Genomic DNA, 23,262 nt, shown 5'->3' with positions numbered 1-23,262 from the left:
GCACGGGACGCGTGACGGAAGGGCGGCGGGAGTCCACGGACTCCCGCCGCCCTTCCGGTCATCCGGCCGCGCCCAGCACCAACTCCTCGACGCCGCACAGGAACTGCACCATCTGCTCCCGGCCCAGCAGCGCGCCGTCCACCACCATCCGCAGCTCCACCGCGCCGGGCACCACCACCACGTCCACCGCGACGGACACCCCCGGGCGGGCCGGGAACGCGCCGGGGAAGCTCAACTCCCGCTCCGCCGAGCCCGGTTGCTCCGATCCGTCGGACATCAGCGCGGCCAGCGGATCCCGGGTGTCGTTCCAGAACACCGAGTGGTCGGCCAACTCGACGCCCGAGGAGCGCAGTTGCTCCAGATCGGCGTCCAACTGCGGCTTGTCGTAACCGGAGTGGCGGTAGGCGGTGAGCGCCGGGCCCTGGGCGCGGCGGACGGTCTCGGCGAAGTCCTCGGCGATCTCCGGGAGGTGGAACAGCCCCTCCTGGGCCAGCGTGGTGACGGCCTCGGCGGACTGCTCGGTGAACCGGTTGCCGACCACCACCTGGCACAGGAAGCCGCGCTGTCCGCCGAGCCGCGCCAACTCGGTGGCGGCGGCAGCCAGCAGCACCGTGGCGTCGCTGCTGCGCAGCCGGGCGGCGGCCACCGGCAGCGCGGCGGCCAGCGCCGGGGAGCGCAGCACCGCGTACGGGAAGGGCCGCTCCGGGTCGGGCTCGGCGGCCGGGCGGGGCAGCAGGGCGCGCGGGCCGAGCGCCAGCTTCTCCCGCCAGTGCCGCCGGGCGGCGGCGTCCCGGCGGCGGCCGCGCGGCGAGCACTGCTCGGCGGCCTCCTCCAGCGGCTGGGCGAACTCCCGTTCGGCGCGCAGCTCTTCGGCGGTGCGCCCGGCGGAGAGCAGCATCAGGTCGCGGACCATCCGGCGCATCCCCCAGCCGTCCGCGGCGGTGTGCGAGAGCACGATCACGGCCTGCCGGACCAGGCCGTCGACCAGCACCAGGGCCAGTCGCACCGGCCACTCGCGGGCCGGGTCGAAGGGCTCGGCGGCGTACTCGGCGACCAGCTCCGCGGCGGCCGCGGCGGCCAGTTCGGGCGTGTCCCGGTGCAGCAGCGCCACCGGGAGGACGCCGTCGGCGTCGACGACCTGCACCAGGTCGCCGTCCTCCGTGAGCAGCCGGGTGCGCAACGCGTCGTGCAGGTGCAGCAGTTCGGTGTAGGCGCGGAGCACCGCGTCCGGAGCCAGGCCGGGGGCGACGGGGGCGGCCAGCCGCAGGTTGTAGCGGGGCGCGTCGCTGCCGAGCCGGAGCAGGGCGGAGTGGATGGCGCGCTGCCCCCAGGTCGCGGGGCCGCGGCCGCCGCGGGCCTGACGCACCGTCAGTTCGGTCGTGCGGTCGAGTGTTTCGCTCGCTGCGTCCATGGGGGCAGACGCTACAAGCGGGTCGGTCGGGGCGGCCAGGGGTCGGCACCGGGCGGGCCGGAACCGGTCAGCGGGGCGCCCCGGGGGCGGTCGGCCGGAGCGCCGTCAGCGGATCCGCTCGGCGAGCCGGGCGGCGGGCGGCAGAGCGCCGGGCGGGGCGGGGCGGCGCTGGCCGGGCAGCGGGCTGCCGGGGGCCAGGCCGGGCGGCCCGGACGGGCGGCGGGCGGCCTGCGGGTGAGCCCCGGGCTCGGCGGTCAGGCCGAGCGAGGCCACCGAGACCTGCACCCCGCAGTCGGCGAGCGCGTGCTGTTCGCGGGAGGTGAGGTCGTCCAGCATGGTGCGCTCGTCGGTGACCAGCCGGGTGATCGCCTCGGTGGCGACGGTCTGGAACATGCTGTCCGCACCGAGCTTGGTGTGGTCGGCCAGCACGATCACCTCGTTGGCGGCCTGCACCAGCGCCCGGTCGACCGAGGCGGAGAGCATGTTGGCGGTGGACAGGCCGCGTTCGGCGGTCAGGCCGCTGCCGGAGATGAACGCCTTGGTGACCCGCAGCCCGGCCAGCGACTGCTCGGCGCCGCTGCCCACCAGGGCGTAGTTGGAGCCGCGCAGGGTGCCGCCGGTCATCACCACCTCGACCCGGTTGGCGTGCGCCAGCGCCTGGGCGACCAGCAGCGAGTTGGTGACCACCGTCAGCCCCGGCACCCGGGCGAGCCGGCGGGCCAGCTCCTGGGTGGTGGTGCCGGCGCCGACCACGATGGCGTCGCCCTCCTCGACCAGGTCCGCGGCGAGGTCGGCGATGGCGCTCTTCTCGGCGGTGGCGAGGTGGGTCTTCTGCGGGTAGCCCGGGTCACGGCTGAACCCGCCGGGCAGCACCGCTCCGCCGTGGCGGCGGTCGAGCAGCCCTTCGGACTCCAGCGCCCGGACGTCCCGACGGACGGTGACTTCGGAGGTCTGGACGACGCGGGCCAGTTCACGGAGCGACACGGCTCCGTTGGCGCGCACCATCTCTAGGATCAACTGGCGACGTTCTGCTGCAAACACAGGACCGACGGTAACCCGAGTGACCGTCTGCTTTCAGGCGTTTGCACCTGGTAACGGGATTTGCTCACCTCGGAACGGCGCACGACCGTACAATGCGCGCCCCTCCGACCGGGTGAGCCGGGCAGTGCGCGCCCGGCTCGTTCCCGTACGTCCCGCGCGCCCCTAGGAGCCCGCGCCCTCGCGCTTGCGGATGTGCAACTGGCGGGCCGCCTCGGCGGTCGAGCCGGACAGCGACGGGTAGACCGTGAAGGCGCTCGCGACCTGTTCCACCGTCAGGTTGTTGTCCACCGCCAGCGAGATGGAGTGGATCAGCTCGGAGGCGCGCGGGGCGACCACCACGCCGCCGACCACGATGCCGGTGCCGGGGCGGGCGAACAGCTTCACGAAGCCGTCCCGGATGCCCTGCATCTTGGCCCGCGGGTTGCCGCGCAGCGGGAGCTTGACCTCGACGGCGTCCATCTTCCCGCAGGACACGTCGGCGTGGGTGTAGCCGACGGTGGCGATCTCCGGGTCGGTGAACACGTTGGACGCCACGGTCTTCAGGTTCAGCGGCTGCACCGCGTCGCCGAGCGCGTGGTACATCGCGATCCGGCCCTGCATGGCGGCCACCGAGGCCAGCATGAAGACGCCGGTGCAGTCGCCCGCCGCGTACACGCCGGGGGCGGAGGTGCGGGAGACCCGGTCGACCTTGATCTGGCCCCAGTCGTTGACCGCGACCCCGGCCTCCTCCAGGCCCAGGTCCGCGGTGTTGGGGATGGAGCCGACCGCCATCAGGCAGTGCGTGCCGGTGATCACCTTGCCGTCGGCCAGGGTCACCTCCACCCGGTCGCCGATCCGCTTGGCGCTCTCGGCCCGGGAGCGGCTCATCACGTTCATGCCGCGGCGGCGGAACACGTCCTCCAGCACCTCGGCGGCGTCCGGGTCCTCGCCCGGGAGCACCCGGTCGCGCGAGGAGACCAGCGTGACGTTCGAGCCGAGCGCCTGGTAGGCGCCGGCGAACTCGGCGCCGGTGACGCCGGAGCCGACCACGATCAGCTCGCGCGGCAGCTCCTCCAGGTCGTACACCTGCGTCCAGGCGAGGATCCGCTCGCCGTCCGGCTGGGCGTCGGGCAGCTCGCGCGGGCGGACGCCGGTGGCGATCAGCACCGCGTCGGCGCGCACCGACTCGGTGCCGCCGTCGGCGAGGTCGACCAGCACCTCGCGGGAGCCGTCGATCGCCTGGCCGCCGCCGCCGAGCCGGCCGCGGCCGCGCAGCACGGTGACCCCGGCGCGGGTGACCGCCTGGGTGATGTCGTGGGACTGCGCGATCGCCAGGCGCTTCACGCGCCGGTTGACCTTGCCGAGGTCGACGCCGACCACCCGGGCCGGGTCGGCCGGGTCCGGCGTGCCGTCCGCGACCAGGATGCCGAGTTCCTCGTAGGAGCTGTCGAAGCTGGTCATCACCTCGGCGGTGGCGATCAGCGTCTTGGACGGCACGCAGTCCGTCAGCACCGCCGATCCGCCCAGACCGTCGCGGTCGACGACGGTCACCTCCGCGCCGAGCTGGGCGGCCACGAGGGCCGCCTCGTATCCGCCTGGTCCGCCACCGATGATCACGATCCGAGTCACGTGCTCCATTGTCCCGCACGCCGGAACCGATTCCACGCCGGGGCCGTTGTTGTAGCCCCGCCCGGCCCTACCCCGGCCCTCCCCCGGCCCTCCCCCGGCCCTACCCCGGCCCCGCTGCGGCCCCGCCGCTAGCCCGTCTGCTGGATCGAGGCCGACACCAGCACCCCGCCGGACACCGTGTAGGTGCCCTCGTAGGTCTTCGTGCTGCCGTCGGTCTGCACCGCGTAGATCACCGCGCGCACCTGGTTGGAGCCGAAGGTGCTGGTGGTGCCGAGGTAGATGCTGGCGGTGGTGGCGTAGCCCTTCACCCAGCCGTTGTAGTCGCTGCCGCCGATGTTCCTGCCGCCCAGCGCCCAGGCCGCCGCGTAGTCGTGGTTGCTGATGTCCTCGTAGTACTGCTGCACCACGGCGATCGCACTGGTGAGCGTCGGGTTGCCGCCCTTCGCGGTGGTGACCGTGACGGTCGGGTTCGGCGTGGCGGTGACCGTCTGCGGCGTGACGGTGACCGTGGGGGTCGGCGTCGGCGTGACGGTGACGGTCGGGGTGGGCGTCGCGGTGACGGTCACCGCGCCCGGCGGACTGGCCCCCGCCTGGCCGCCGCCGCCGTTGGACCCGCAGCCGACCGCGGTCGCCAGCAGCACCGCCGCCACGACCGGGACACCCGCCACCACCGGTAGTTGTCGCATCAGGACGCTCCCGTCCGGCGCGCACCCCGCCCCCGACCCGGCGGGTTCGCCCGCGGGGTGAGACCTCCCTCCACGGTAGGCCCGCTCCGGACACGCAGCCCGGTGGACCGTCCGGCTCCCGTAGGCTGGCGCCATGTCGCTCTACGCCGCCTACGCCACCAACCTCGACGCCCGGCAGATGTCCCGCCGCGCCCCGCACTCCCCGCTGCGCGGCACCGGCTGGCTGCCCGGCTGGCGGCTGACCTTCGGCGGCGAGCAGCTCGGCTGGGAGGGCTCGCTGGCCACCGTGGTGGAGGACGAGAAGGAGCAGGTCTTCGTCTCGCTCTACGACGTCGCCCCGATGGACGAGGACGGCCTGGACCGCTGGGAGGGCGTGCAGCTCGGCATCTACCGCAAGGTGAAGCTGCGCGCGCAGACCCTGGACGGCGAGGTCGCGGTCTGGACGTACGTGCTGAACGACTACGAGGGCGGGCTGCCCGCCGCCCGCTACCTGGGCCTGATCGCGGACGCGGCGGAGAGCGCCGGCGCCCCCGACGACTACGTGCTGGACCTGCGCCGCCGCCCCTGCTGACGGCCGCGCCGGTTGACGGCCGCCCTCGCCGGGCCGCTGTGGGTTCCGCCGGGAACCCTTGCCGCCGCGGGGACGAATGCCGTGCTTCCGCGCAATCCGGGTAACGATCCGGCATGGCCTGGGCGTGCTGTCTACGCGCGTAGGCAGATTTGACCTATCCTCGACCGCGTGAACGCATCTCCTCAGACGGTCGTCTCCGCCGACCCCTACGCCGCCGCCCGGGCCGCTGCCGACCGGCTGCGCGGACTCACCGGCGCCGAGCGCCACGACGTCGCCCTGGTGATGGGCTCCGGCTGGGTGCCGGCCGCCGACGCCCTGGGCGAGACGCTGGCCGAGTTCCCGGTCACCGACCTGCCCGGCTTCCCCGCCCCCTCGGTGGCCGGCCACGCCGGCACCATCCGCTCGGTGCGGATCCCCGGCGCGGGCGAGGAACGCCGGGCCCTGGTCTTCCTCGGCCGCAACCACTACTACGAGGGCCACGGCGTGGCCACCGTGGTGCACGGCGTGCGCACCGCCGCCGCGGCGGGCTGCCGGACGGTCGTGCTCACCAACGGCTGCGGCGGCCTGCGCGAGGGCTGGGTCCCCGGCCAGCCGGTGCTGATCAGCGACCACATCAACCTGACCGCGGACTCCCCGATCGTCGGCGCCAACTTCGTCGACCTCACCGACCTGTACTCCAAGCGCCTGCGCACCCTCTGCCGCGAGATCGACCCGTCCCTCGACGAGGCCGTCTACGTGCAGTTCCGCGGCCCGCACTACGAGACCCCGGCCGAGGTCAACATGGCCCGGGTGATCGGCGGCGAGCTCGTCGGCATGTCCACCACCCTGGAGGCCATCGCCGCCCGCGAGGCCGGGGCCGAGGTGCTCGGCATCTCGCTGGTCACCAACCTGGCCGCGGGCATCACCGGCGAGCCCCTCAACCACGCCGAGGTGCTGGCGGCCGGCAAGGCGTCCGCCGAGCGGATGGGCGCGCTGCTGGCGAAGGTCCTGGAACGGATCTGACACCCCGGCGGGGGCCGGACTCCCCCGCGGCGGCGCGCGGCTGACGGAGAATCGGGAACGTGGCGACGAGGAGCGCGGGGCGGCCGGACGGGTCGGGAACCGGGAGGGCCGGTTCCCGACCCGCCCGCCGCCCGCACGCTGCCCGCCCGCCCGTCGCACCCTCCGCACGTGCCGCACGCCTCGTCCTCACACCTCTCACCCCTCGTCCTCACACACCCAGGGAGCGGGCCGCATGCCGCAGGCACCCACCAACGACCTCCTCGACCGGGCCCGCACCTGGCTGGCCGAGGACCCCGACCCGGAGACCCGCGCCGAGCTGACCGCGCTGCTGGCGGCCGCCGAGGGGCCGGAGGCCGAGGCGGAGGAGCGGATCGCCTGGTCCCGGCTGGCCGAACGCTTCGCCGGGCGGCTGCAGTTCGGCACCGCCGGACTGCGCGGCGAGCTGGGCGCCGGGCCGATGCGGATGAACCGGGCCGTGGTGATCCGGGCCGCGGCGGGCCTGGCCGCGTACGTCCGCAAGCACCCCGGGCTCGGCGACCTGGTGGTGATCGGCTACGACGCCCGGCACAAGTCGTACGACTTCGCGCTGGACACCGCGGCCGTGGTGGTCGGCGCCGGGCTGCGGGCCGCGCTGCTGCCGCGGGCGCTGCCGACCCCCGTGCTGGCGTTCGCGATCCGGCACCTGGGGGCGGCGGCCGGGGTGGTGGTCACCGCCAGCCACAACCCGCCGCAGGACAACGGCTACAAGGTGTACCTGGGCGACGGCTCGCAGATCGTCCCGCCCGCGGACGCGGACATCGCCGCCGAGATCGACGCGCTGGGCGCGCTCGCCGACGTCCCGCGCGCGGAGGGCGGCTGGGAGGTGCTCGGCGAGGACGTGCTCGCCGCCTACCTCGCCCGCGCCGTCTCGGTGCTGGACCCCGTCGGCCCGCGCGAACTCACCACCGTCTACACCCCGTTGCACGGCGTCGGCCGCGACGTCCTGCTCGCCGCGTTCGCCGCCGCCGGGTTCCCCGCGCCGACCGTGGTCGCCGAACAGGCCGAGCCGGACCCGGACTTCCCCACCGTCGCGTTCCCCAACCCGGAGGAGCCCGGCGCGATGGACCTCGCCTTCGCCGCCGCCCGCGCGGCCCGCCCCGACCTGGTGATCGCCAACGACCCGGACGCCGACCGCTGCGCCGTCGCCGTCCCCACCCCGGATGGCGACTGGCGGATGCTCCGCGGCGACGAGGTCGGCGCCCTGCTGGGCGCGGCCGTCGCCGCCAAGGGCGCGCCGGGCGTGTTCGCCACCACCATCGTCTCCTCCACCCTGCTCGGCAAGATCGCCGCCGCGGCCGGGCTGGGCTACGCCGAGACCCTCACCGGCTTCAAGTGGATCTCCCGCACCGAGGGCATCCGCTACGGCTACGAGGAGGCGCTCGGCTACTGCGTCGACCCGGACGGCGTGCGCGACAAGGACGGCGTCACCGCCGCCCTCCAGATCGCCGAACTCGCCGCCGGGCTGAAGCGCGACGGCCGCACCCTCACCGACCTGCTGGACGAACTCGCCCTCGCGCACGGCCTGCATGCCACCGACCAGCTCTCGGTCCGCGTCGACGACCTCTCCGTCATCTCGGACGCGATGGCCACCCTCCGCGACAAGCCCCCGACCGAACTGGCCGGCCTCACCGTAACCCGCGCCGACGACCTGTCCGCGGGCAGCGCCGACCTGCCGCCCACCGACGGCCTGCGCTACCTCCTCACCGGCCCGTCCGTCACCTCCGCCCGGGTCGTCGTCCGCCCCTCCGGCACCGAGCCCAAGCTCAAGTGCTACCTGGAGGCCGTCCTCCCGGTCGCCACCGCCGCCGACCTGCCCGCCGCCCGCCTCCGTGCCCAGGCCCTGCTGGACGCCCTCAAGCAGGACTTCGCCACCGCCGCGGGCCTGGCCTGACGGCTCAGGACGCCCGGCCGCCGCCGCGGTACGCGGCGACCACCGTGCCCAGCAGGCCGGGGAAGCGCTCCTCCAGGTCGGCCGCGCGCAGGGTGGTCAGGCGGCGGTTGGCCTCCTCGCGGTGCCGGATCAGGCCCGCCTCGCGCAGCACCTTGAAGTGGTGGCTGAGGGTGGAGGGCGCGACGTCCACCGGGAAGGTGCCGCAGGCGCGTTCGGGCTCCGCGCTGAGGGTCTGCACGATGGTCATCCGGGTCGGGTCGGAGAGCGCGTGCAGGACGTCCAGCAGGTCGATGTCGGCGGTCTCGGGGTAGTGGGGGGCCTCGCGGCGGCGGCTGGGACGGGGCACGGGCGCCTCCTCCAGGGATGTTCGACAGATGTCGAAGTTGCGTGGTACTAATTTCGACGTTCGTAGAACATCGTATCTCGAAACACGCCCAGGGGGACCACCGTGCGCGCACTCGTGATGACCGAAGCAGGCGGCGCCGAACACAGCCGCGTCCTCGACCTCGAACCGCCGCGGCCGGGCCCCGGCCAGGTCGCGGTCGACGTCGCCTACGCCGGACTCAACTTCGTCGACGTGATGGCCCGCCGCGGCGACGCCGCCTACACCGGCAGCTGGCCGCACCACCCCGGCAAGGAGGTCGCCGGAACCGTCCGCGCCCTCGGCGAGGGCGTCACCCACCTCGCCGTCGGCACCCCCGTGGTCGCCGCCACCCGGGCCGGCGGCCTCGCCGAGGTCGCGCTCGCCGACGCGGCCCTCACCGTCCCCGTCCCCGCCGGCGTCCCGCTGCACGTCGCCGCCACCGCCCCGCTCGGCCTCGCCACCACGCTCCTGCTGCTGACCGACGCCGGACGCTTCGCCCCCGGCGAGAGCGTCCTCGTCCACTCGGCCGGCGGCGGCGTCGGCACCGCCGTCGCCCGCCTGCTCCCCCACCTCGGCGGCGGCCGCCTGCTCGGCACCGTCGGCCGCCCCGAGAAGACCGCCGCCGCCCTGCGCAACGGCTACCACGCGGTGCACGCCCGCGGCACCGACCCCGCCGAGCTCGCCGCCCGCCTGCGCGCGGACAACGACGGACGCGGCATCGACCTCGTCCTCGACCCGCTCGGCACCGCCGCCCTCGCCCTCGACCTCGACCTGCTCGCCCCCGGCGGCCGCGTCGTCCTCTTCGGCAACGCGGGCGGCGGCGCCCCCGACCCGCTGCCGCCCCTCCCCCGGCTGCTCGGCGCCAACGCCACCCTCACCGGCTTCAGCCACAGCAGCCTGCTCACCCACGCCCCCGCCAAGGTCGCCGACGCGATCCGCCGGGCCCTCGACCTGCTGGCCGCCGGGCGCCTCGACACCCCGGTGACCGTCCTGGACGGCCTGGCCGCCGTCCCCGCCGCCCACGACCTGCTCGCCGCCGGCCGCGGCGAGGGCAAGTACGTGGTCGCGCCGGGTCAGCCGTCGTAGGCGCGCCGCGCGGCGTGCACCTCCTCGATGTGGGTCTCCGCCCAGTCCTTGACCGCGGCGACCACCGGGAGCAGCGAGCGGCCGAGCGCGGTGAGCCCGTAGTCGACGCGGACCGGCACCGCCGGGGTGACGGTCCGCGTCACGAGGCCGTCGCGCTCCAGGGCGCGCAGGGTCTGGGTGAGCATCTTCTGGCTCACCCCGGCCACGATCCGGTTCAGCTCGCCGTGGCGCAGCGGCCCGTCCGCCAGGGCGTTCAGGACCAGGCTGACCCACTTGTCACCGATCCGCTCCAGCAGCTGCCGGGCGGGGCACTGGGCCAGGTAGGCGTCGTAGCGGGCGCGCTCCTGCTCGCGGCGCTGGGCGGCGGTGCGGGTCGGCATCGGGCACTCTCCGGTGGGTTGCGCACTTCCAGGTACCTACTTCCCCGGAGAGAGTAGCGCCGCCTAGCGTGGCCGTCATGAGAGCTGTGATCCTCCGTTCCTTCGGCGGCCCCGACGTCCTGGAGGTCGCCGACGTCCCGGTGCCCGCACCGGGGCCCGGCCAGGTGCGCGTGCGGGTGACCGCCGCCGCCGTCAACCCCGTCGACCTGCAGACCCGCTCGGGCGCGCTGACCGCCGCCGGACTGCTGCCCGCCCGCGCGGTCACCGGCCTCGGCTGGGACGTCTCCGGCACCGTCGACGCGCTCGGCCCCGGCGTCACCGGCTTCCGGCGCGGCGAGCCCGTCCTCGGCCTGTCCGACCGGCTGGGCCTCCCGCTCAAGGCGCAGGCCGAGCAGGTCGTCCTCGACGCGGACGCGCTGGCCCCGCTCCCCGACGGCCTCGACCCGGTCGCCGCGGCCGGGCTGCCGCTGGGCGCCCTCACCGCTGCCCAGGCCCTCGACCTGGCGGACCTGCGCCCCGGCTCGACCCTCCTGGTCACCGGCGCGGCCGGGTCGGTGGGCGGCTTCGCCGTCCAACTCGCCGTCCGGGCCGGGCTGCGGGTGGTCGCCGCGGCGGGCGACGCCGACGAGGCGCTGGTGCGCGGACTGGGCGCCGAGACCTTCGTCCCGCGCTCGGCGGACCTGGCGGCGGCCGTCCGCGGGGCGGTCCCCTCCGGGGTGGACGCCGCCCTCGACGCCGCCTCGCTCGGCCCGACCGCCCTCGACGCCGTCCGCGGCGGCGGCACCCTGGTCGCCGTCCTCGGCACCGGCCCGGCCCCGCTGCGCGGCACCCGGGTCACCCGGGTCTGGATCCGCGCCGACGGCCCCCGCCTCGCCGCCCTCGCCGCCGCCGGCCTCACTCCCCGCACGGCCGGAACGCTCCCCCTCGACCGGGTCGCCGACGCCCACCGCCGCCTGGAGTCCGGCCCTCTGCGCGGCCGCCTCCTGCTCGTCCCCTGAGCGGGAGGGCGCGTGTTCAGGGGCCCGGGGAACGGCGGGCCCGGGACTGCTCACGGTGCGCTGCCGGCGCGTGCGGTGGCTTCGGGTTCTGTTCCTACGGCCCGAAGCAGCACGGACACATCGATGGGCTCCGGCCACCAGCAGCTCGGACCCGCCGTTCCCCGAGCCCCTGTTGTGCATGCTCGTCTGCCGAAGAGTTCCCCGAGCCCCTGGACGCGCGCGCTCCGCTCAGGTCGCCGCGATCACCGCGACGAGCGCGACCAGCCCCGCGAGGGTCGGCGCGATGATCCACCAGCACCAGGTGGCCTGGAGCTCGCCGCTCGCCGCGGGCTTGTGCGCGTTGCGCTCGGCCTGCTCCTGGAGCGCGTTGACGACCGCGTCGGACCAGGCGCGGGTGGGGTCGAGCTCGTCCGGACGGGGCGTGCGGGGGGCCCGGCCGGGGCGGTCGGGGCTGCGCAGCGCGGGGTCGCCCTCGGCCGCGGCGCGGGTCGCCCGGCGGGTGGCCTTCTTGCGCTGGCGGAGCGAGACCGGGATCGCCCAGACCTGGAACTTGCGTCCGGAGGCGAAGAGTTCGACCGAGTACCCGGCCTTGAGCCCCTCGACCGTGGACCAGGGCGCGACGATCGTCCGCAGCGGGTTGCGGACGACCAGCCGCCGGTCGTTGGCGCGCACCACGGGCCGCAGCGTGTAGGCGATCACCGGGAAGGCGAAGACGGGCGCGGCGGCGAGCGCGACCCACGGGGTGGCCCCGGTGCCGGACACCACGGCGTCGATGATCAGCCAGGCGGCGACGGCGAGCATCATGACGCCCGCGATGACGCTGGGGACGGAGCGGTAGACGCGGTCGGCGTACACGGGCTCGTCGGCGGCGGAACCCTGGTGGGGTGTCCGGTCGGATTCGGTCATGCCGTCGATTCTGCCCCAGGGCCCGGGCCGCCCCGATGACGACCCGGGCACGGGAGGGTCACGAACGCCGTCGCCGTCGGGCCGCCGTCAGTCGGTGCGCCGCCGCAGCGTGGCGGCGCCGAGGCCGAGGGCGAGCAGGGCGCTCCCGGCGACCACGGCCAGGTCGGCGAGGACGCGTCCGCTGACGCCGCCCTGCGTGGTGATCCGTCCCATCGCGTCGACGGCGTACGAGAGCGGCAGGACGTCGGAGAGCAGCCGCAGCACCGGCGCCATGTCGTCGCGGGCCACGAACAGCCCGCAGAGCAGCAGTTGGGGCAGCAGCACGGCGGGCAGGAACTGGACGGCCTGGAACTCGGTGGCGGCGAACGCCGAGACCAGCAGGCCCAGTGCCGTGCCGAGCAGCCCGTCGGCGACCGCCACGGCGAACAGCATCCAGGTCGGCCCGGCGACGTCGAGGCCGAGCACGCCGATGGTGAGCGCGGAGGCGAGGGCGGCCTGCAGCAGGGCGACGGCGCCGAAGGCGAGCGCGTAGCCGAGCAGCAGGTCGAGCTTGCCGAGCGGCATGGTGAGCAGGCGTTCCAGGGTGCCGCCGGTGCGTTCGCGGAGCATCGCGACCGAGGTGACCAGGAACATCACCAGCAGCGGGAAGACGCCGAGCAGCTCGGGACCGATCCGGTCGAAGGTGGCGGGCTGCGCGTCGTACATGTAGCGCAGCAGCAGCACCAGCAGCAGGCAGGGCACGAACAGCAGCATGGCCACCGTCCGCGGGTCGTGCCGCAGTTGGGCCAGCACGCGGGCGGCGGTGGCGAGGGTGCGGCGGGCGGCGGCGCTCATCGGACGGCCTCCGGCGCGGTGCGGACGAGGGTGAGGAAGGCGGTCTCGACGTCGGGCGCGCCGGTGGCGGCGAGCAGCGCGGCGGGGGTGTCGTGGGCGAGCAGGCGGCCCTCGCGCATCAGCAGCAGGCGGTCGCAGCGGGTGGCCTCGTCCATGACGTGGCTGGAGACCAGCAGGGTGGCGCCGCCCGCGGCGAGCTCCCGGAACAGCCGCCACAGCTCCTGCCGCAGCACGGGGTCGAGGCCGACGGTGGGTTCGTCCAGGACGAGCAGCTCGGGGCGGCCGAGCAGGGCGGCGGCGAGCGAGACCCGGGCCCGCTGGCCGCCGGAGAGCCGGGCGACGGGGGTGCGGCGGTGGGCGTCCAGGCCGACCTGGGCGATCACCCGGGCCGGGTCGCCGGGCGGGGCGCCGAGGATCGCGGCGAAGTGGTCGAGGTTCTCGCCGACCGTCAGGTCCCCGTACACCGAGGGGGCCTGGGTGACGTAGCCGACCCGGTCGCGCAGCGCGGCGGACCCGGCCGGGCGGCCGAGCACGGTGACGGTGCCCGCGGTGGTCCGCTGCACCCCGACGACGCTGCGCAGCAGGGTGGTCTTCCCGCACCCGCTGGGCCCCAGCAGCCCGGTCACGCTGCCCCGCTCCACCACGAGGTCGAGCCCGGGCAGCACGGTGTTCCCGCCGCGCCGCACCACCAGTCCGTCGATCCGGACCGCGGGGTCGCCGGACGACCCCGCCGAAGAATTCATCATGTGATGAGTTTTGCGCCGCGGGCCCGTCCCGTCAAGGCGCGCGACCGCCGCGACCGTGACCTGCGTCACCCGCGTCAACCGGACGGGGCCCGCGGCTCGTAGCGGAGGTAAGTACCCGAGAACCCACGAGGAGCCGACCGTTGACCGAGGAGGAGTTCACCGAGTTCTACCGCCACTCGGTCCACCGGCTCACCGGCCAGCTGTACGTGGTCACCGGCGACCTGCACGAGGCCCAGGACGTCGTCCAGGAGGCGTTCGTCCGGGCCTGGGGCCACCGCCGCAGCCTGGACCGCGACCGCGCCCCGGAAGCCTGGGTCCGCACCGTCGCCGGCCGGCTCGCGATCAGCCGCTGGCGCCGCGCCCGCACCGCCGCCCGGGCCTGGCGGCGGCACGGCGACCCGGCCGCGGCCGACGGGCCGGACCCGACCTCGGTCGACCTGGCCGTCGCCCTCCGCCGCCTGTCCGAACGCCAGCGGCTGTGCGCCGCCCTGTTCTACGTCTGCGACCTGCCGCTCGCCCGGATCGCCGAGGAGACCGGCCTGGCCCCCGGCACCGTCAAGGCCCACCTGTCCCGGGCCCGGGCCGCCCTCGCCCAGCACCTGGACCACCCCTCCGAGCTCCGGGAACACGCCGATGACCTCCACTGACCGGCGGATCGCCGCCCTCCTGCGCGAGGCCGCGGGCGCGGCGGCCACCTCCGCCACCGCCCCGCCCCCCGCCCGGATCGCCGCCCGCGGACGCCGCCGCCGCCACCTGCGCGTCGCCGCCGCCACCGGCGCCCTGGCCTGCGCCCTCGCCCTGGGCACCGCCCTCGCCCCGGGCCCGCCCCCCGCCACCTCCCCCCTCACCCCCGCCACCGCCCCCGGCCCCACCCCCTCCGAGACCCCGGCCCCCACCCCCAGCGCCACCACCCCGCCCACCGCCGCCTACAGCTACAGCCGGACCCCCGCCGGCCGCTGAAGAGAGCCCCGTCACGAGGGTCCCGTCAGGGGCCCGGGGAACGGCGGGCACGAGTCTGCTCCCGGTGCACTGCCGGTGCGCGCATCGGCTTCGGGTTCTGTCACCGCGGCCCGAAGCAGTACGGACACACCGATGGGCTCCGGCCACCAGCAGCACGGACTCGCCGTTCCCCGAGCCCCCGGTCTGTTCCCCTTCGTCTGCCGAAAGGACCCGTCCGTGCCCCGCAGCGCCCTGGCCGACCCCCCGCTCCCCACCCTGCCCGCACCGCGCCCGCCCGCCGGGCCCCCGTTCGCGCGCCGCCTCAAGCGCGCGGCGGGCCCGGCGTCAGCCGTGCACGCGGGGGCGTTGGTGCTGCACCTGGCGCTGCTCGCGGCGATGGCGGAGCCCGGCACCCCGCTGCTGGAGCGCCTGACCGCGTGGGACGGGCGGCACTTCGTCGAGATCGCCGCCCACGGCTACCCGGACCGCTTCACGTACACCCCGGACGGCGAGCTCACCGGCAACGACCTGGCGTTCTTCCCGCTGTTCCCGCTGCTGGTCCGTGCCGTGCACGCCGTCACCGGCCTGGGCTGGTCGGGCGCGGCGGTGCTGACGGCCCAGCTGGCGCTGCTGCTCGCGCTGGTGCTGGTGCACCGGCTGGTGGCCGGGCTGCACTCGCGGCGGGCGGCGACCGTCGTGCTGGTGCTGCTGGTGGCGGCGCAGCCGATGTCGCTGGTGTTCTTCATGGCGTACAGCGAGTCGCTGTTCCTGGCGCTGGCGGCGGGCACGCTGCTGGCGGCGCGCCGCGGGCACTGGGCGGCGGCCGGGGCGTGCGCGTTCCTGGCGGGGCTGACCCGGCCCGCGGGCGTCGCGGTGGTGGTCGCGCTGGCGGTGGCCGCGGCGGGCGGGCTGCGCCGCCGTCCGGGACGCCGGGTGCGGCCGGTGGCGGCCGTGCTGCTGGCGTGCACCGGGACGCCGCTGTACCTGGCGTGGGTGGCCGAGCGCCTGGGATCGCCGGACGCGTGGTTCGCGGTGCAGCGGGCGGGCTGGGACACCCGCTGGGACTGGGGCGGTCGTCCTGGGAGTTCGCGGTGGCCGCGCTGCACCGCGGGAACGGCTGGGTGGAGGTGAGCGTCGCGGTCCTGCTGGTGGCGCACCTGCTGGCGGCGGGGCTGGCGGTGCGCCGGTCGGTCTGGCCGCCGCTGCTGGTGTACGGGGCGCTGGTGGTGGTGCTGGCGCTGGCGCAGAGCAACTACTACCACTGCAAGCCGCGGCTGCTGGCCCCGGCGCTGGTGGTGCTGCTGCCCGCGGCCCTGGCGTTGGCCCGGGCCCGGCGGACCACCCGGTGGGTGGTGCTGGGCGGCGCGGCGCTGTTCGGATCCTGGTACGGCGCCTACCTGTTGACGACCTGGCGGTACGCGATCTGAGCGCCGCCCGCCCCCGTGCCGGGCCCCCTTGACAGCCTCCCGATAAGCGGTACGGCCGGGACACCCCGGTTGGGTACGATTGGCGTCCGGCCGGACGGCAGCCGAAACGCCCCGCACCGGCTCTTCCGAACCAGCCCGCGGGCGCCCCGGGGCACCCGCCGGAGAGCATGGGAGTCCCCCAGGATGACTCGGCAGTTGATCACCAGCGCGCTTCCCTACATCAACGGGATCAAGCACCTGGGCAACATGGTCGGGTCGATGCTCCCGGCGGACGTCTACGCCCGGTACCTGCGCCAGCGCGGCCACGAGGTGCTGTACATCTGCGCGACCGACGAGCACGGCACCCCCGCCGAGCTGGCCGCGCAGGAGGCCGGGCTGCCGGTGGCCGAGTTCTGCGCCCGCGCGCACGACCAGCAGAAGGCGGTCTACGACGGCTTCCAGCTGTCCTTCGACTACTTCGGCCGCTCCTCCTCCCCGCAGAACCGGGAGATCACCCAGGAGATCGCCCGCGAGCTGCACGCCAACGGCTTCATCGAGGAGCGGGCGATCCGCCAGGTGTACTCGATCGCGGACGGCCGCTTCCTGCCGGACCGCTACATCGTCGGCACCTGCCCGCACTGCGGCTACGACAAGGCGCGCGGCGACCAGTGCGAGAACTGCACCCGGGTGCTGGACCCGACGGACCTGCTGGAGCCGCGCTCGGCGATCAGCGGCAGCTCCGAGCTGGAGGTCCGCGAGACCAAGCACCTCTTCCTCCTCCAGTCGAAGCTGACCGACGAGGTCGAGCGGTGGATCGCCGCGAACGGCGACAACTGGCCGGTGCTGGCCTCCTCGATCGCCCGCAAGTGGCTGACCGAGGGCCTGCAGGACCGCGCGATCACCCGCGACCTGGAGTGGGGCGTCCCCGTCCCGGCCGACGTGTGGCCCGAACTGGCCGCCGAGGGCAAGGTGTTCTACGTCTGGTTCGACGCCCCGATCGAGTACATCGGCGCGACCAAGGAGTGGGCGGACGCGACCGGCGGCGACTGGCGCTCCTGGTGGTACGAGGCGGACGACACCGTCCGGTACACCGAGTTCATGGCGAAGGACAACGTCCCGTTCCACACGGTGATGTTCCCGGCGACGATCCTGGGCTCGCGCCGGCCGTGGAAGAAGGTCGACTACGTCAAGGCGTTCAACTGGCTGACGTACTACGGCGGGAAGTTCTCCACCAGCCAGAAGCTCGGCATCTTCACCGACGTCGCGCTGGAGCTGCTGCCCGCCGACTACTGGCGCTACTACCTGATGGCGAACGCCCCGGAGTCCGACGACTCCAGCTTCACCTGGGACCTCTTCGCGGCGACGGTCAACAAGGACCTCGCCGACACCCTGGGCAACTTCGTCAACCGGGTGCTGTCCTTCAGCCGCAAGCGCTTCGGCGACGAGGTCCCGGCGGGCGCGGCCAACGGCGAGGCGGAGCAGCAGCTGGGCGCCCAGATCGCCGAGCTGCTCGCCGAGTACGAGGCCCAGCTCGACGCGCTCAACTTCCGCAAGGCCGCGCAGGCGCTGCGCGCCCTGTGGTCGGCGGGCAACGCGTACCTGGACGTCACCGCGCCGTGGACCGCGATCAAGACCGACCCGGAGGCGGCCGCGCGCACCCTGCGCACCGCGATCAACCTGATCCACCTGTACGCGGTGGTCTCCGAGCCGTTCATCCCGGCCGCGGCCGGGGCGATCCGGCGGTCCTTCGCGCTGGAGGGCGACACCCGCACCTGGGTCTCCGCCGAGGAGGCCCGCGCGCTGGCCCTCGTCCCGGCCGGGACGGGCTTCACCGTCCCGCCGGTGCTGTTCGCCAAGATCACCGACGAGGACCTGGCCGCCTGGACCGAGCGCTTCGGCGGCGGCCAGGTCTGACCGCTCAGCCCGTCAGGCACCCCTGGAGCGCGCGTCCCAGCAGCGGGACGATCGCCTCCGGGGGTGCCGAGGCGAGCGGCTCCACCGCGATCACGTACCGGGCCATCGCCAGCCCGATGATCTGCGACATCGCCATCTCCACCCGCAACTCCGGCTCGGCGCACTCCAGTTGGGACGCCACCCGGCCCACCAGCTCGGCCACCATGAAGCCGCGCATCAGGGCCGCCACCTCCTCGTCGGTCGCCGCGGTCCGCACCAGCGCCAGCAGCCGCTCCCGGACCTCCGGCTGCTCCCACAGCCCCACCACGAAGCCCGCGACCCGCTCGCCGACCGTGGCCGGGTCGCCCGCGAACACGTTCTCCGCCACCGCCCGCGGGTCCAGCGGGAACTCCAGCGCCGCCATGAACAGCCGGTCCTTGGTGCCGAAGTAGTGGTGCAGCAGCGCCGCGTCCACCCCCGCGCCGCGGGCGATCGCCCGCATGCTGGCCTTCTGGTAGCCGCGCGCCGCGAACTCCGCCCGGGCCGCCGCCAGCACCGCCCCCCGGGTGTCCTCGCCCCCGGGCCGCCGCCCCCGCGCCTTCGTTCCGCCGTCCATCCCGCCATTGTCCCCGCCGCGCGGGCCGTGCTCCGCCCCCGTCGTGCTCCGCCCCCCAACGAAACCGTCCACCGGTTCGTGGTACCGGGTGGGGGACGACGGAGGGGGAAGCGGTGGCGGACTGGGCGGGCCTGCTCGCCGAACTGGTGGCGGTGCGCGGCGCCGAGCTGAACCGGTACGGCTTCCTGCTGACCGGGGACCGGGCGGAGGCCGCGGACCTGGTGCAGGAGGCGCTGGTGCGGGTCTTCGCCCGGCCGCACCGCTCCTGGGAGCTCGGACGGCTGGAGGGGTACGTCCGCCGGACGATGCTCAACCGCTTCCTCGACCAGCACCGGCGGCGGCGGCGCTACGCCCTGCTGGTGCCCCGGGTGGCCGGGCCGGAGGCCGACGCCGACCACAGCGGTCCGGTCGCCGACCGGCTGCGGCTGCTGACCGCGCTGGACGCGCTCTCGCCCGCCCAGCGGGCCTGCGTGGTGCTGCGCTACGACGAGGACCTGCCGGTCGCGGGGGTCGCCGACCGGCTGGGCTGCCGCGAGGGCACCGTGAAGCGGCACCTCAGCGACGGGCTGGCGCGCCTGGGCGCGGCGCTGGGGACGGACCGACGGGCGCCCGAGGAAGGTGGTGGCGCGTGAACCCCGAGGAACTCCGCGAGCAACTGCCCGGGGCCGCCGAGCTGGCCGAGCCGCCGGAGCTGGACACCGCGCTGCTGGTGCGCCGGGTCCGCCGCGGCCGCCTGGCCCGGCGGGCGCTGACCGGCGGCACGGCGCTGGCGCTGGCGGCCGCGGCGGTGCTGGGCGCGGTGCGCTGGTCCGGCCCCGGCGGCGGGGCCGACGCCGCCGGCCCGTCGGACGACCCGTACGCCTGCGGCCGGCGCCCGCCCCTGGCGGGGCCCGCCACCGCGAACGGGGTCACCCTGTCGGTGGCCTCGGTCCGCAGGGCGGGCCACGACGCGGGTCCGGTGATCGAGGCCGGATTCCGCACGGACCGGGCCTTCGAGGCGATCGGCTCGCCGCCGAACTACCTGGAGGTGCTGTACCTGCGCGACGGCGTGGTGGTCGGCGGCGGCCCGGTGCTGAAGCGCCCCGGCGACCGCTACGAGCCGGGAGTGGACGCGGTCGGCTACGTCTACCACCTGACGCCGGACTCGCCGCTGAGGGTGCCGCTGGGCGCGCGCGACGGGCTCTGCCCCTCGGTGCGGTGGTCGCAGGTGTGGGCGGAGCCGGGCCGGTACGAGGTGGTGCTGCTGGTCGATCCGCCGGTGGAGCTGAACGCCCCGCCGCCGTCCGGCCCGCCGCAGCCGCGGCTGGTGGCCCGCGCGCCCTTCCCGCGGTAGCCGCCCGGCGGGACGGGGCACATTTCGGTCAGGACTCGAAACCGCCCCGCCCTACCGGCTTCCTACGCGCGTAGATATGCTGCTCTGGTGACTATGTCCACTCTTGCAGCCAACGCCCCCGGCGCCGCGGGCGGCGGCCTCTCGGACGTCGCGGCGTCCGAGGCCACCTTGCGCCGTTTCCTGCACGGCCTGCCCGGGGTCGATCAGGTCGGCCTGGAGTCGCGGGCCGCGACCCTCGGCACGCGGTCGATCAAGACGACCGCCAAGGCGTTCGCCATCGATCTCGCCATCTCGATGATCGACCTGACCACGCTGGAGGGCGCGGACACGGTCGGCAAGGTCCGCTCGCTGTGCGCGAAGGGCCTGAACCCGGACCCGTCCGACCGCTCCACCCCGCAGGTCGCGGCGGTCTGCGTGTACCCGGACATGGTCGCCACCGCGAAGGAGGCGCTGCGCGGCAGCGGCGTCCAGGTCGCCTCGGTGGCCACCGCCTTCCCCTCCGGCCGGGCCGGGCTGCCGGTCAAGCTGGCGGACACCGCGGAGGCGGTCGCCGCGGGCGCGGACGAGATCGACATGGTGATCGACCGGGGCGCGTTCCTCTCCGGCCGCTACCTGGAGGTGTTCGAGACGATCCGGGCCGTCAAGGCGGCCTGCGAGCGCCCCGACGGCACCTCGGCCCACCTCAAGGTGATCTTCGAGACCGGCGAGCTGCAGACGTACGACAACGTCCGCCGGGCGTCCTGGCTGGCGATGATCGCGGGCGCGGACTTCATCAAGACCTCCACCGGCAAGGTCGCCGTGAACGCGACCCCGCCGGTGACGCTGCTGATGCTGGAGGCGGTGCGGGACTTCCGCGCGGCGACCGGCGTGCAGATCGGCGTGAAGCCGGCCGGCGGCATCCGCACCACCAAGGACGCGATGAAGTACCTGGTGATGGTGAACGAGACGCTGGGCGACGACTGGCTCAGCCCGCACTGGTTCCGGTTCGGCGCCTCCAGCCTGCTGAACGACCTGCTGATGCAGCGCCAGAAGCTGAGCACCGGACGGTACTCCGGTCCCGACTACGTGACGGTGGACTGAGGACGATGGCCAAGACCAAGAAGACCGAGACCGAGACCCCGACCGGGCCCGTGCGGCGATCCGGCCTGTTCGAGTACGCCCCGGCCCCCGAGTCCCCCGCCGCCGCGGGTGAGATCGCCACCAGCTACGGCCACTTCATCGGCGGCGAGTTCGTCGACTCCTCCGGTTCGGAGGCGCTCAAGACCGTCAACCCGGCGACCGAGCAGGTGCTCGCCGAGTTCGCGCAGGGCACCGGGGAGGACGTGGACCGCGCGGTGCGGGCGGCCCGGAAGGCGTTCGCCGACTGGTCGGCGCTGCCGGGCAGCGAGCGCGCCAAGTACCTGTTCCGGATCGCCCGGATCGTCCAGGAGCGCAGCCGCGAACTGGCCGTGCTGGAGTCGATCGACAACGGCAAGCCGATCCGGGAGACCCGCGACGTCGACCTGCCGCTGGTCGCCGCGCACTTCTTCTACTACGCAGGCTGGGCCGACAAGCTGGACTTCGCCGGCTACGGGCCGAACCCGCGGCCGCTGGGCGTGGCCGCGCAGGTCATCCCGTGGAACTTCCCGCTGCTGATGCTGGCCTGGAAGGTCGCCCCGGCGCTGGCCACCGGCAACACGGTGGTGCTGAAGCCCGCCGAGACCACCCCGCTGACCGCCCTGCGCTTCGCCGAGATCTGCCGCCAGGCGGGCCTGCCGAAGGGCGTGGTGAACATCGTCACCGGCGACGGCCGCACCGGCGCCGCGCTGACCGCCCACCCGGACGTGGACAAGGTCGCCTTCACCGGCTCGACCCCGGTCGGCCGGGCCATCGCCAAGCAGGTGGCGGGCACCCGCAAGAAGCTGAGCCTGGAGCTGGGCGGCAAGGCCGCGAACATCGTGTTCGACGACGCGCCGCTGGACCAGGCGGTCGAGGGCATCGTCAACGGCATCTTCTTCAACCAGGGCCACGTGTGCTGCGCGGGCAGCCGCCTGCTGGTGCAGGAGTCGGTGCAGGACGAGCTGCTGGACGCGCTCAAGCGCCGGATGGGCACCCTGCGGGTCGGCGACCCGCTGGACAAGAACACCGACGTCGGCGCGATCAACTCGGCCGAGCAGCTGGCCCGGATCACCGAGCTGGCCGCCGCGGGCGAGCAGGAGGGCGCCGAGCGCTGGGCCCCCGAGTGCGAACTCCCGGGCGCGGGCTACTGGTTCCGCCCGACGCTGTTCACCGGCGTCTCGCAGGCGCACCGGATCGCCCGCGAGGAGATCTTCGGCCCGGTGCTGTCCGTGCTGACCTTCCGCACCCCCGCCGAGGCGGTGGAGAAGGCCAACAACACCCCGTACGGCCTGTCCGCGGGCATCTGGACGGAGAAGGGCTCGCGCATCCTGTGGATGGCGAACCGGCTCCGGGCGGGCGTGGTGTGGGCGAACACCTTCAACAAGTTCGACCCGACCTCGCCGTTCGGCGGGTACAAGGAGTCCGGTTACGGCCGCGAGGGCGGTCGCCACGGCCTGGAGGCGTACCTCGATGTCTGAGACTGCCCTGCGCATTGACACCCCTGCACGAATTCAGGTCAGCAAGACCTACAAGCTGTACGTCGGCGGGAAGTTCCCGCGCTCGGAGAGCGGGCGGGTGTACGAGGTGACCGACACGAAGGGCCAGTGGCTGGCGAACGCCCCGCTGGGCACCCGCAAGGACGCCCGGGACGCCGTGCTCGCGGCCCGCGCCGCGGTCAAGGGCTGGTCGGGCACCACCGCGTACAACCGCGGCCAGGTGCTGTACCGGGTGGCCGAGATGCTGCAGGGCCGCCGGGAGCAGTTCGCGGCCGAGGTCGCGGCGGCCGAGGGCGTCGGCGCGAAGAAGGCGGCGGCGCTGGTGGACGCGGCGATCGACCGCTGGGTCTGGTACGCGGGCTGGACCGACAAGGTCGCGCAGGTCGCGGGCGGCGCCAACCCGGTGGCGGGGCCGTTCTTCAACCTGTCGACGCCGGAGCCGACCGGCGTGGTGGGCGTGCTGGCGCCGCGGGCCGGGTACGGCTTCTCGCTGCTGGGCCTGGTGTCGGTGGTCGCCCCGGCGATCGCCACCGGCAACACCGTGGTGGTCGCGGCGGCCGAGCAGGCCCCGCTGCCCGCGCTGTCGCTGGGCGAGGTGCTGGCCACCTCCGACGTGCCGGGCGGCGTGGTCAACCTGCTCTCCGGCCGCACCGCGGACCTCGCCCCGACGCTGGCCTCGCACCAGGACGTCAACGCGCTGGACCTGGCCGGGGCGATCGACCCCGAGGGGCCCGGCGCGGCGGCGGCGCTGGAGGCCGCGGCGGCCGATACATTGAAGCGAGTGGTCCGACCGGCCGCCGACCCGTCCGCGGAGGACTGGACGGCCGCGCCCGGCACCGGGCGGCTGCTCTCCTTCCTGGAGACGAAGACGGTCTGGCACCCGATGGGCATCTAGCCCGCCTCCGACCGGCCAACTCC

At 75.0% G+C, this 23,262-nt stretch carries 25 protein-coding genes; 15 read left to right on the top strand and 10 right to left on the bottom strand.

The window, feature by feature from the left end; genetic code table 11:
• Positions 1-58: 58 nt before the first annotated feature.
• The 4 genes from QSK52_RS33385 to QSK52_RS33370 all read right to left on the bottom strand — a co-directional run bounded on the left by QSK52_RS33385 (position 59) and on the right by QSK52_RS33370 (position 4,746).
• A complete protein-coding gene (locus tag QSK52_RS33385; protein ID WP_285739985.1) occupies positions 59-1,411 on the bottom strand; it encodes a condensation domain-containing protein in 1,353 nt (450 codons plus the stop codon).
• 105 nt (positions 1,412-1,516) lie between these two features.
• Positions 1,517-2,416 carry a DeoR/GlpR family DNA-binding transcription regulator gene (locus QSK52_RS33380; RefSeq protein WP_435053428.1) on the bottom strand — a complete coding sequence of 300 codons (900 nt, stop codon included), beginning with the start codon at positions 2,414-2,416 and terminating at the stop codon, positions 1,517-1,519.
• 198 nt (positions 2,417-2,614) lie between these two features.
• Positions 2,615-4,069: an NAD(P)H-quinone dehydrogenase gene (locus QSK52_RS33375; protein ID WP_285739983.1), complete on the bottom strand. Its 1,455-nt coding sequence runs from the start codon at positions 4,067-4,069 to the stop codon at positions 2,615-2,617.
• Between the two features lie 119 nt (positions 4,070-4,188).
• A complete protein-coding gene (locus tag QSK52_RS33370; protein WP_285739982.1) occupies positions 4,189-4,746 on the bottom strand; it encodes a hypothetical protein in 558 nt (185 codons plus the stop codon).
• 133 nt (positions 4,747-4,879) lie between these two features.
• Here QSK52_RS33370 and QSK52_RS33365 point away from each other — a divergent pair, with 133 nt between their 5' ends.
• From QSK52_RS33365 to QSK52_RS33355, 3 genes are all read left to right on the top strand, one after another.
• Positions 4,880-5,317 (top strand): gamma-glutamylcyclotransferase, encoded by a 438-nt coding sequence (locus QSK52_RS33365; RefSeq protein WP_030457274.1) that lies wholly within the window; start codon positions 4,880-4,882, stop codon positions 5,315-5,317.
• Positions 5,318-5,485: 168 nt separating this feature from the next.
• Positions 5,486-6,319, top strand: coding sequence for a purine-nucleoside phosphorylase (locus tag QSK52_RS33360; RefSeq protein ID WP_285739981.1), 834 nt, complete (start codon positions 5,486-5,488; stop codon positions 6,317-6,319).
• 232 nt (positions 6,320-6,551) lie between these two features.
• On the top strand, positions 6,552-8,249 hold the full coding sequence (locus QSK52_RS33355) for a phospho-sugar mutase (protein ID WP_285739980.1): 1,698 nt from the start codon (positions 6,552-6,554) through the stop codon (positions 8,247-8,249).
• Positions 8,250-8,253: 4 nt separating this feature from the next.
• Here QSK52_RS33355 and QSK52_RS33350 read toward each other — a convergent pair whose 3' ends face one another.
• Entirely contained in the window at positions 8,254-8,595 is a 342-nt protein-coding gene (locus QSK52_RS33350) for an ArsR/SmtB family transcription factor (RefSeq protein WP_285739979.1), read from the bottom strand.
• Between the two features lie 117 nt (positions 8,596-8,712).
• Here QSK52_RS33350 and QSK52_RS33345 point away from each other — a divergent pair, with 117 nt between their 5' ends.
• Positions 8,713-9,699, top strand: a complete 987-nt coding sequence (locus QSK52_RS33345) for a quinone oxidoreductase family protein (RefSeq protein ID WP_285739978.1) — start codon at positions 8,713-8,715, stop codon at positions 9,697-9,699.
• Here the strand turns inward: QSK52_RS33345 and QSK52_RS33340 are convergent.
• Positions 9,687-10,079, bottom strand: a complete 393-nt coding sequence (locus QSK52_RS33340; RefSeq protein ID WP_285739977.1) for a winged helix-turn-helix transcriptional regulator — start codon at positions 10,077-10,079, stop codon at positions 9,687-9,689. The two genes, QSK52_RS33345 and QSK52_RS33340, sit on opposite strands and share 13 nt — an antisense overlap.
• Before the next feature lie 77 nt (positions 10,080-10,156).
• On the opposite strand from QSK52_RS33340, the gene QSK52_RS33335 reads away from it, so the two are divergent.
• On the top strand, positions 10,157-11,077 hold the full coding sequence (locus tag QSK52_RS33335) for an NADP-dependent oxidoreductase (protein ID WP_285739976.1): 921 nt from the start codon (positions 10,157-10,159) through the stop codon (positions 11,075-11,077).
• 228 nt (positions 11,078-11,305) lie between these two features.
• On the opposite strand, the gene QSK52_RS33330 is transcribed toward QSK52_RS33335, so the two are convergent.
• From QSK52_RS33330 to QSK52_RS33320, 3 genes are all read right to left on the bottom strand, one after another.
• Positions 11,306-11,983 (bottom strand): PH domain-containing protein, encoded by a 678-nt coding sequence (locus QSK52_RS33330; RefSeq protein WP_285739975.1) that lies wholly within the window; start codon positions 11,981-11,983, stop codon positions 11,306-11,308.
• 87 nt (positions 11,984-12,070) lie between these two features.
• Positions 12,071-12,817, bottom strand: coding sequence for an ABC transporter permease (locus tag QSK52_RS33325; protein ID WP_285739974.1), 747 nt, complete (start codon positions 12,815-12,817; stop codon positions 12,071-12,073).
• Entirely contained in the window at positions 12,814-13,563 is a 750-nt protein-coding gene (locus QSK52_RS33320; protein WP_285739973.1) for an ABC transporter ATP-binding protein, read from the bottom strand. The genes QSK52_RS33325 and QSK52_RS33320 overlap by 4 nt, the downstream gene beginning before the upstream one ends.
• A 140-nt stretch (positions 13,564-13,703) precedes the next feature.
• On the opposite strand from QSK52_RS33320, the gene QSK52_RS33315 reads away from it, so the two are divergent.
• The 5 genes from QSK52_RS33315 (at position 13,704) to metG (ending at position 17,822) form a co-directional block, all read left to right on the top strand.
• Positions 13,704-14,210: a SigE family RNA polymerase sigma factor gene (locus QSK52_RS33315; protein ID WP_285739972.1), complete on the top strand. Its 507-nt coding sequence runs from the start codon at positions 13,704-13,706 to the stop codon at positions 14,208-14,210.
• Positions 14,197-14,523: a hypothetical protein gene (locus QSK52_RS33310; protein WP_285739971.1), complete on the top strand. Its 327-nt coding sequence runs from the start codon at positions 14,197-14,199 to the stop codon at positions 14,521-14,523. The genes QSK52_RS33315 and QSK52_RS33310 overlap by 14 nt, the downstream gene beginning before the upstream one ends.
• A gap of 216 nt (positions 14,524-14,739) precedes the next feature.
• On the top strand, positions 14,740-15,633 hold the full coding sequence (locus QSK52_RS33305) for a mannosyltransferase family protein (RefSeq protein ID WP_285739970.1): 894 nt from the start codon (positions 14,740-14,742) through the stop codon (positions 15,631-15,633).
• Positions 15,594-15,929 (top strand): hypothetical protein, encoded by a 336-nt coding sequence (locus QSK52_RS33300; protein WP_285739969.1) that lies wholly within the window; start codon positions 15,594-15,596, stop codon positions 15,927-15,929. Before QSK52_RS33305 ends, QSK52_RS33300 begins: the two co-directional genes overlap by 40 nt.
• A 183-nt stretch (positions 15,930-16,112) precedes the next feature.
• Positions 16,113-17,822 carry a methionine--tRNA ligase gene (gene metG, locus QSK52_RS33295; RefSeq protein WP_285739968.1) on the top strand — a complete coding sequence of 570 codons (1,710 nt, stop codon included), beginning with the start codon at positions 16,113-16,115 and terminating at the stop codon, positions 17,820-17,822.
• A gap of 4 nt (positions 17,823-17,826) precedes the next feature.
• On the opposite strand, the gene QSK52_RS33290 is transcribed toward metG, so the two are convergent.
• The gene (locus QSK52_RS33290; protein ID WP_285739967.1) at positions 17,827-18,417 is read right to left on the bottom strand and encodes a TetR family transcriptional regulator; all 591 of its coding nucleotides are present in this window, start codon (positions 18,415-18,417) and stop codon (positions 17,827-17,829) included.
• Positions 18,418-18,530: 113 nt separating this feature from the next.
• On the opposite strand from QSK52_RS33290, the gene QSK52_RS33285 reads away from it, so the two are divergent.
• The 5 genes from QSK52_RS33285 (at position 18,531) to QSK52_RS33265 (ending at position 23,239) form a co-directional block, all read left to right on the top strand.
• Positions 18,531-19,049 (top strand): sigma-70 family RNA polymerase sigma factor, encoded by a 519-nt coding sequence (locus QSK52_RS33285; RefSeq protein WP_285739966.1) that lies wholly within the window; start codon positions 18,531-18,533, stop codon positions 19,047-19,049.
• Positions 19,046-19,750 (top strand): hypothetical protein, encoded by a 705-nt coding sequence (locus QSK52_RS33280; protein WP_285739965.1) that lies wholly within the window; start codon positions 19,046-19,048, stop codon positions 19,748-19,750. The genes QSK52_RS33285 and QSK52_RS33280 overlap by 4 nt, the downstream gene beginning before the upstream one ends.
• A 93-nt stretch (positions 19,751-19,843) precedes the next feature.
• Positions 19,844-20,830: a deoxyribose-phosphate aldolase gene (gene deoC, locus QSK52_RS33275; protein WP_285739964.1), complete on the top strand. Its 987-nt coding sequence runs from the start codon at positions 19,844-19,846 to the stop codon at positions 20,828-20,830.
• 5 nt (positions 20,831-20,835) lie between these two features.
• On the top strand, positions 20,836-22,326 hold the full coding sequence (locus QSK52_RS33270) for an aldehyde dehydrogenase family protein (RefSeq protein WP_285739963.1): 1,491 nt from the start codon (positions 20,836-20,838) through the stop codon (positions 22,324-22,326).
• Positions 22,319-23,239, top strand: coding sequence for an aldehyde dehydrogenase family protein (locus QSK52_RS33265; protein ID WP_285739962.1), 921 nt, complete (start codon positions 22,319-22,321; stop codon positions 23,237-23,239). The genes QSK52_RS33270 and QSK52_RS33265 overlap by 8 nt, the downstream gene beginning before the upstream one ends.
• Positions 23,240-23,262 lie beyond the last annotated feature (23 nt).

It is taken from the genome of Kitasatospora phosalacinea (assembly GCF_030268885.1).
In the GTDB taxonomy this organism is placed as follows: domain Bacteria; phylum Actinomycetota; class Actinomycetes; order Streptomycetales; family Streptomycetaceae; genus Kitasatospora; species Kitasatospora phosalacinea_C.
The sequence above is the reverse complement of the archived record's forward strand: the minus strand, read 5'-3'. Positions and strand labels throughout refer to the sequence as shown.

Coding starts and splice junctions, on each gene's coding strand:
- metG (WP_285739968.1), top strand. CDS start 16,113: ATGACTCGGCAGTTGATCACCAGCGCGCTTCCCTACATCAACGGGATC.
- deoC (WP_285739964.1), top strand. CDS start 19,844: ATGTCCACTCTTGCAGCCAACGCCCCCGGCGCCGCGGGCGGCGGCCTC.
- QSK52_RS33380 (WP_435053428.1), bottom strand. CDS start 2,416: ATGGTGCGCGCCAACGGAGCCGTGTCGCTCCGTGAACTGGCCCGCGTC.
- QSK52_RS33370 (WP_285739982.1), bottom strand. CDS start 4,746: ATGCGACAACTACCGGTGGTGGCGGGTGTCCCGGTCGTGGCGGCGGTG.
- QSK52_RS33335 (WP_285739976.1), top strand. CDS start 10,157: ATGAGAGCTGTGATCCTCCGTTCCTTCGGCGGCCCCGACGTCCTGGAG.
- QSK52_RS33340 (WP_285739977.1), bottom strand. CDS start 10,079: ATGCCGACCCGCACCGCCGCCCAGCGCCGCGAGCAGGAGCGCGCCCGC.
- QSK52_RS33365 (WP_030457274.1), top strand. CDS start 4,880: ATGTCGCTCTACGCCGCCTACGCCACCAACCTCGACGCCCGGCAGATG.
- QSK52_RS33265 (WP_285739962.1), top strand. CDS start 22,319: ATGTCTGAGACTGCCCTGCGCATTGACACCCCTGCACGAATTCAGGTC.
- QSK52_RS33325 (WP_285739974.1), bottom strand. CDS start 12,817: ATGAGCGCCGCCGCCCGCCGCACCCTCGCCACCGCCGCCCGCGTGCTG.
- QSK52_RS33375 (WP_285739983.1), bottom strand. CDS start 4,069: ATGGAGCACGTGACTCGGATCGTGATCATCGGTGGCGGACCAGGCGGA.
- QSK52_RS33320 (WP_285739973.1), bottom strand. CDS start 13,563: ATGATGAATTCTTCGGCGGGGTCGTCCGGCGACCCCGCGGTCCGGATC.
- QSK52_RS33290 (WP_285739967.1), bottom strand. CDS start 18,417: ATGGACGGCGGAACGAAGGCGCGGGGGCGGCGGCCCGGGGGCGAGGAC.
- QSK52_RS33355 (WP_285739980.1), top strand. CDS start 6,552: ATGCCGCAGGCACCCACCAACGACCTCCTCGACCGGGCCCGCACCTGG.
- QSK52_RS33345 (WP_285739978.1), top strand. CDS start 8,713: ATGACCGAAGCAGGCGGCGCCGAACACAGCCGCGTCCTCGACCTCGAA.
- QSK52_RS33330 (WP_285739975.1), bottom strand. CDS start 11,983: ATGACCGAATCCGACCGGACACCCCACCAGGGTTCCGCCGCCGACGAG.
- QSK52_RS33310 (WP_285739971.1), top strand. CDS start 14,197: ATGACCTCCACTGACCGGCGGATCGCCGCCCTCCTGCGCGAGGCCGCG.
- QSK52_RS33385 (WP_285739985.1), bottom strand. CDS start 1,411: ATGGACGCAGCGAGCGAAACACTCGACCGCACGACCGAACTGACGGTG.
- QSK52_RS33270 (WP_285739963.1), top strand. CDS start 20,836: ATGGCCAAGACCAAGAAGACCGAGACCGAGACCCCGACCGGGCCCGTG.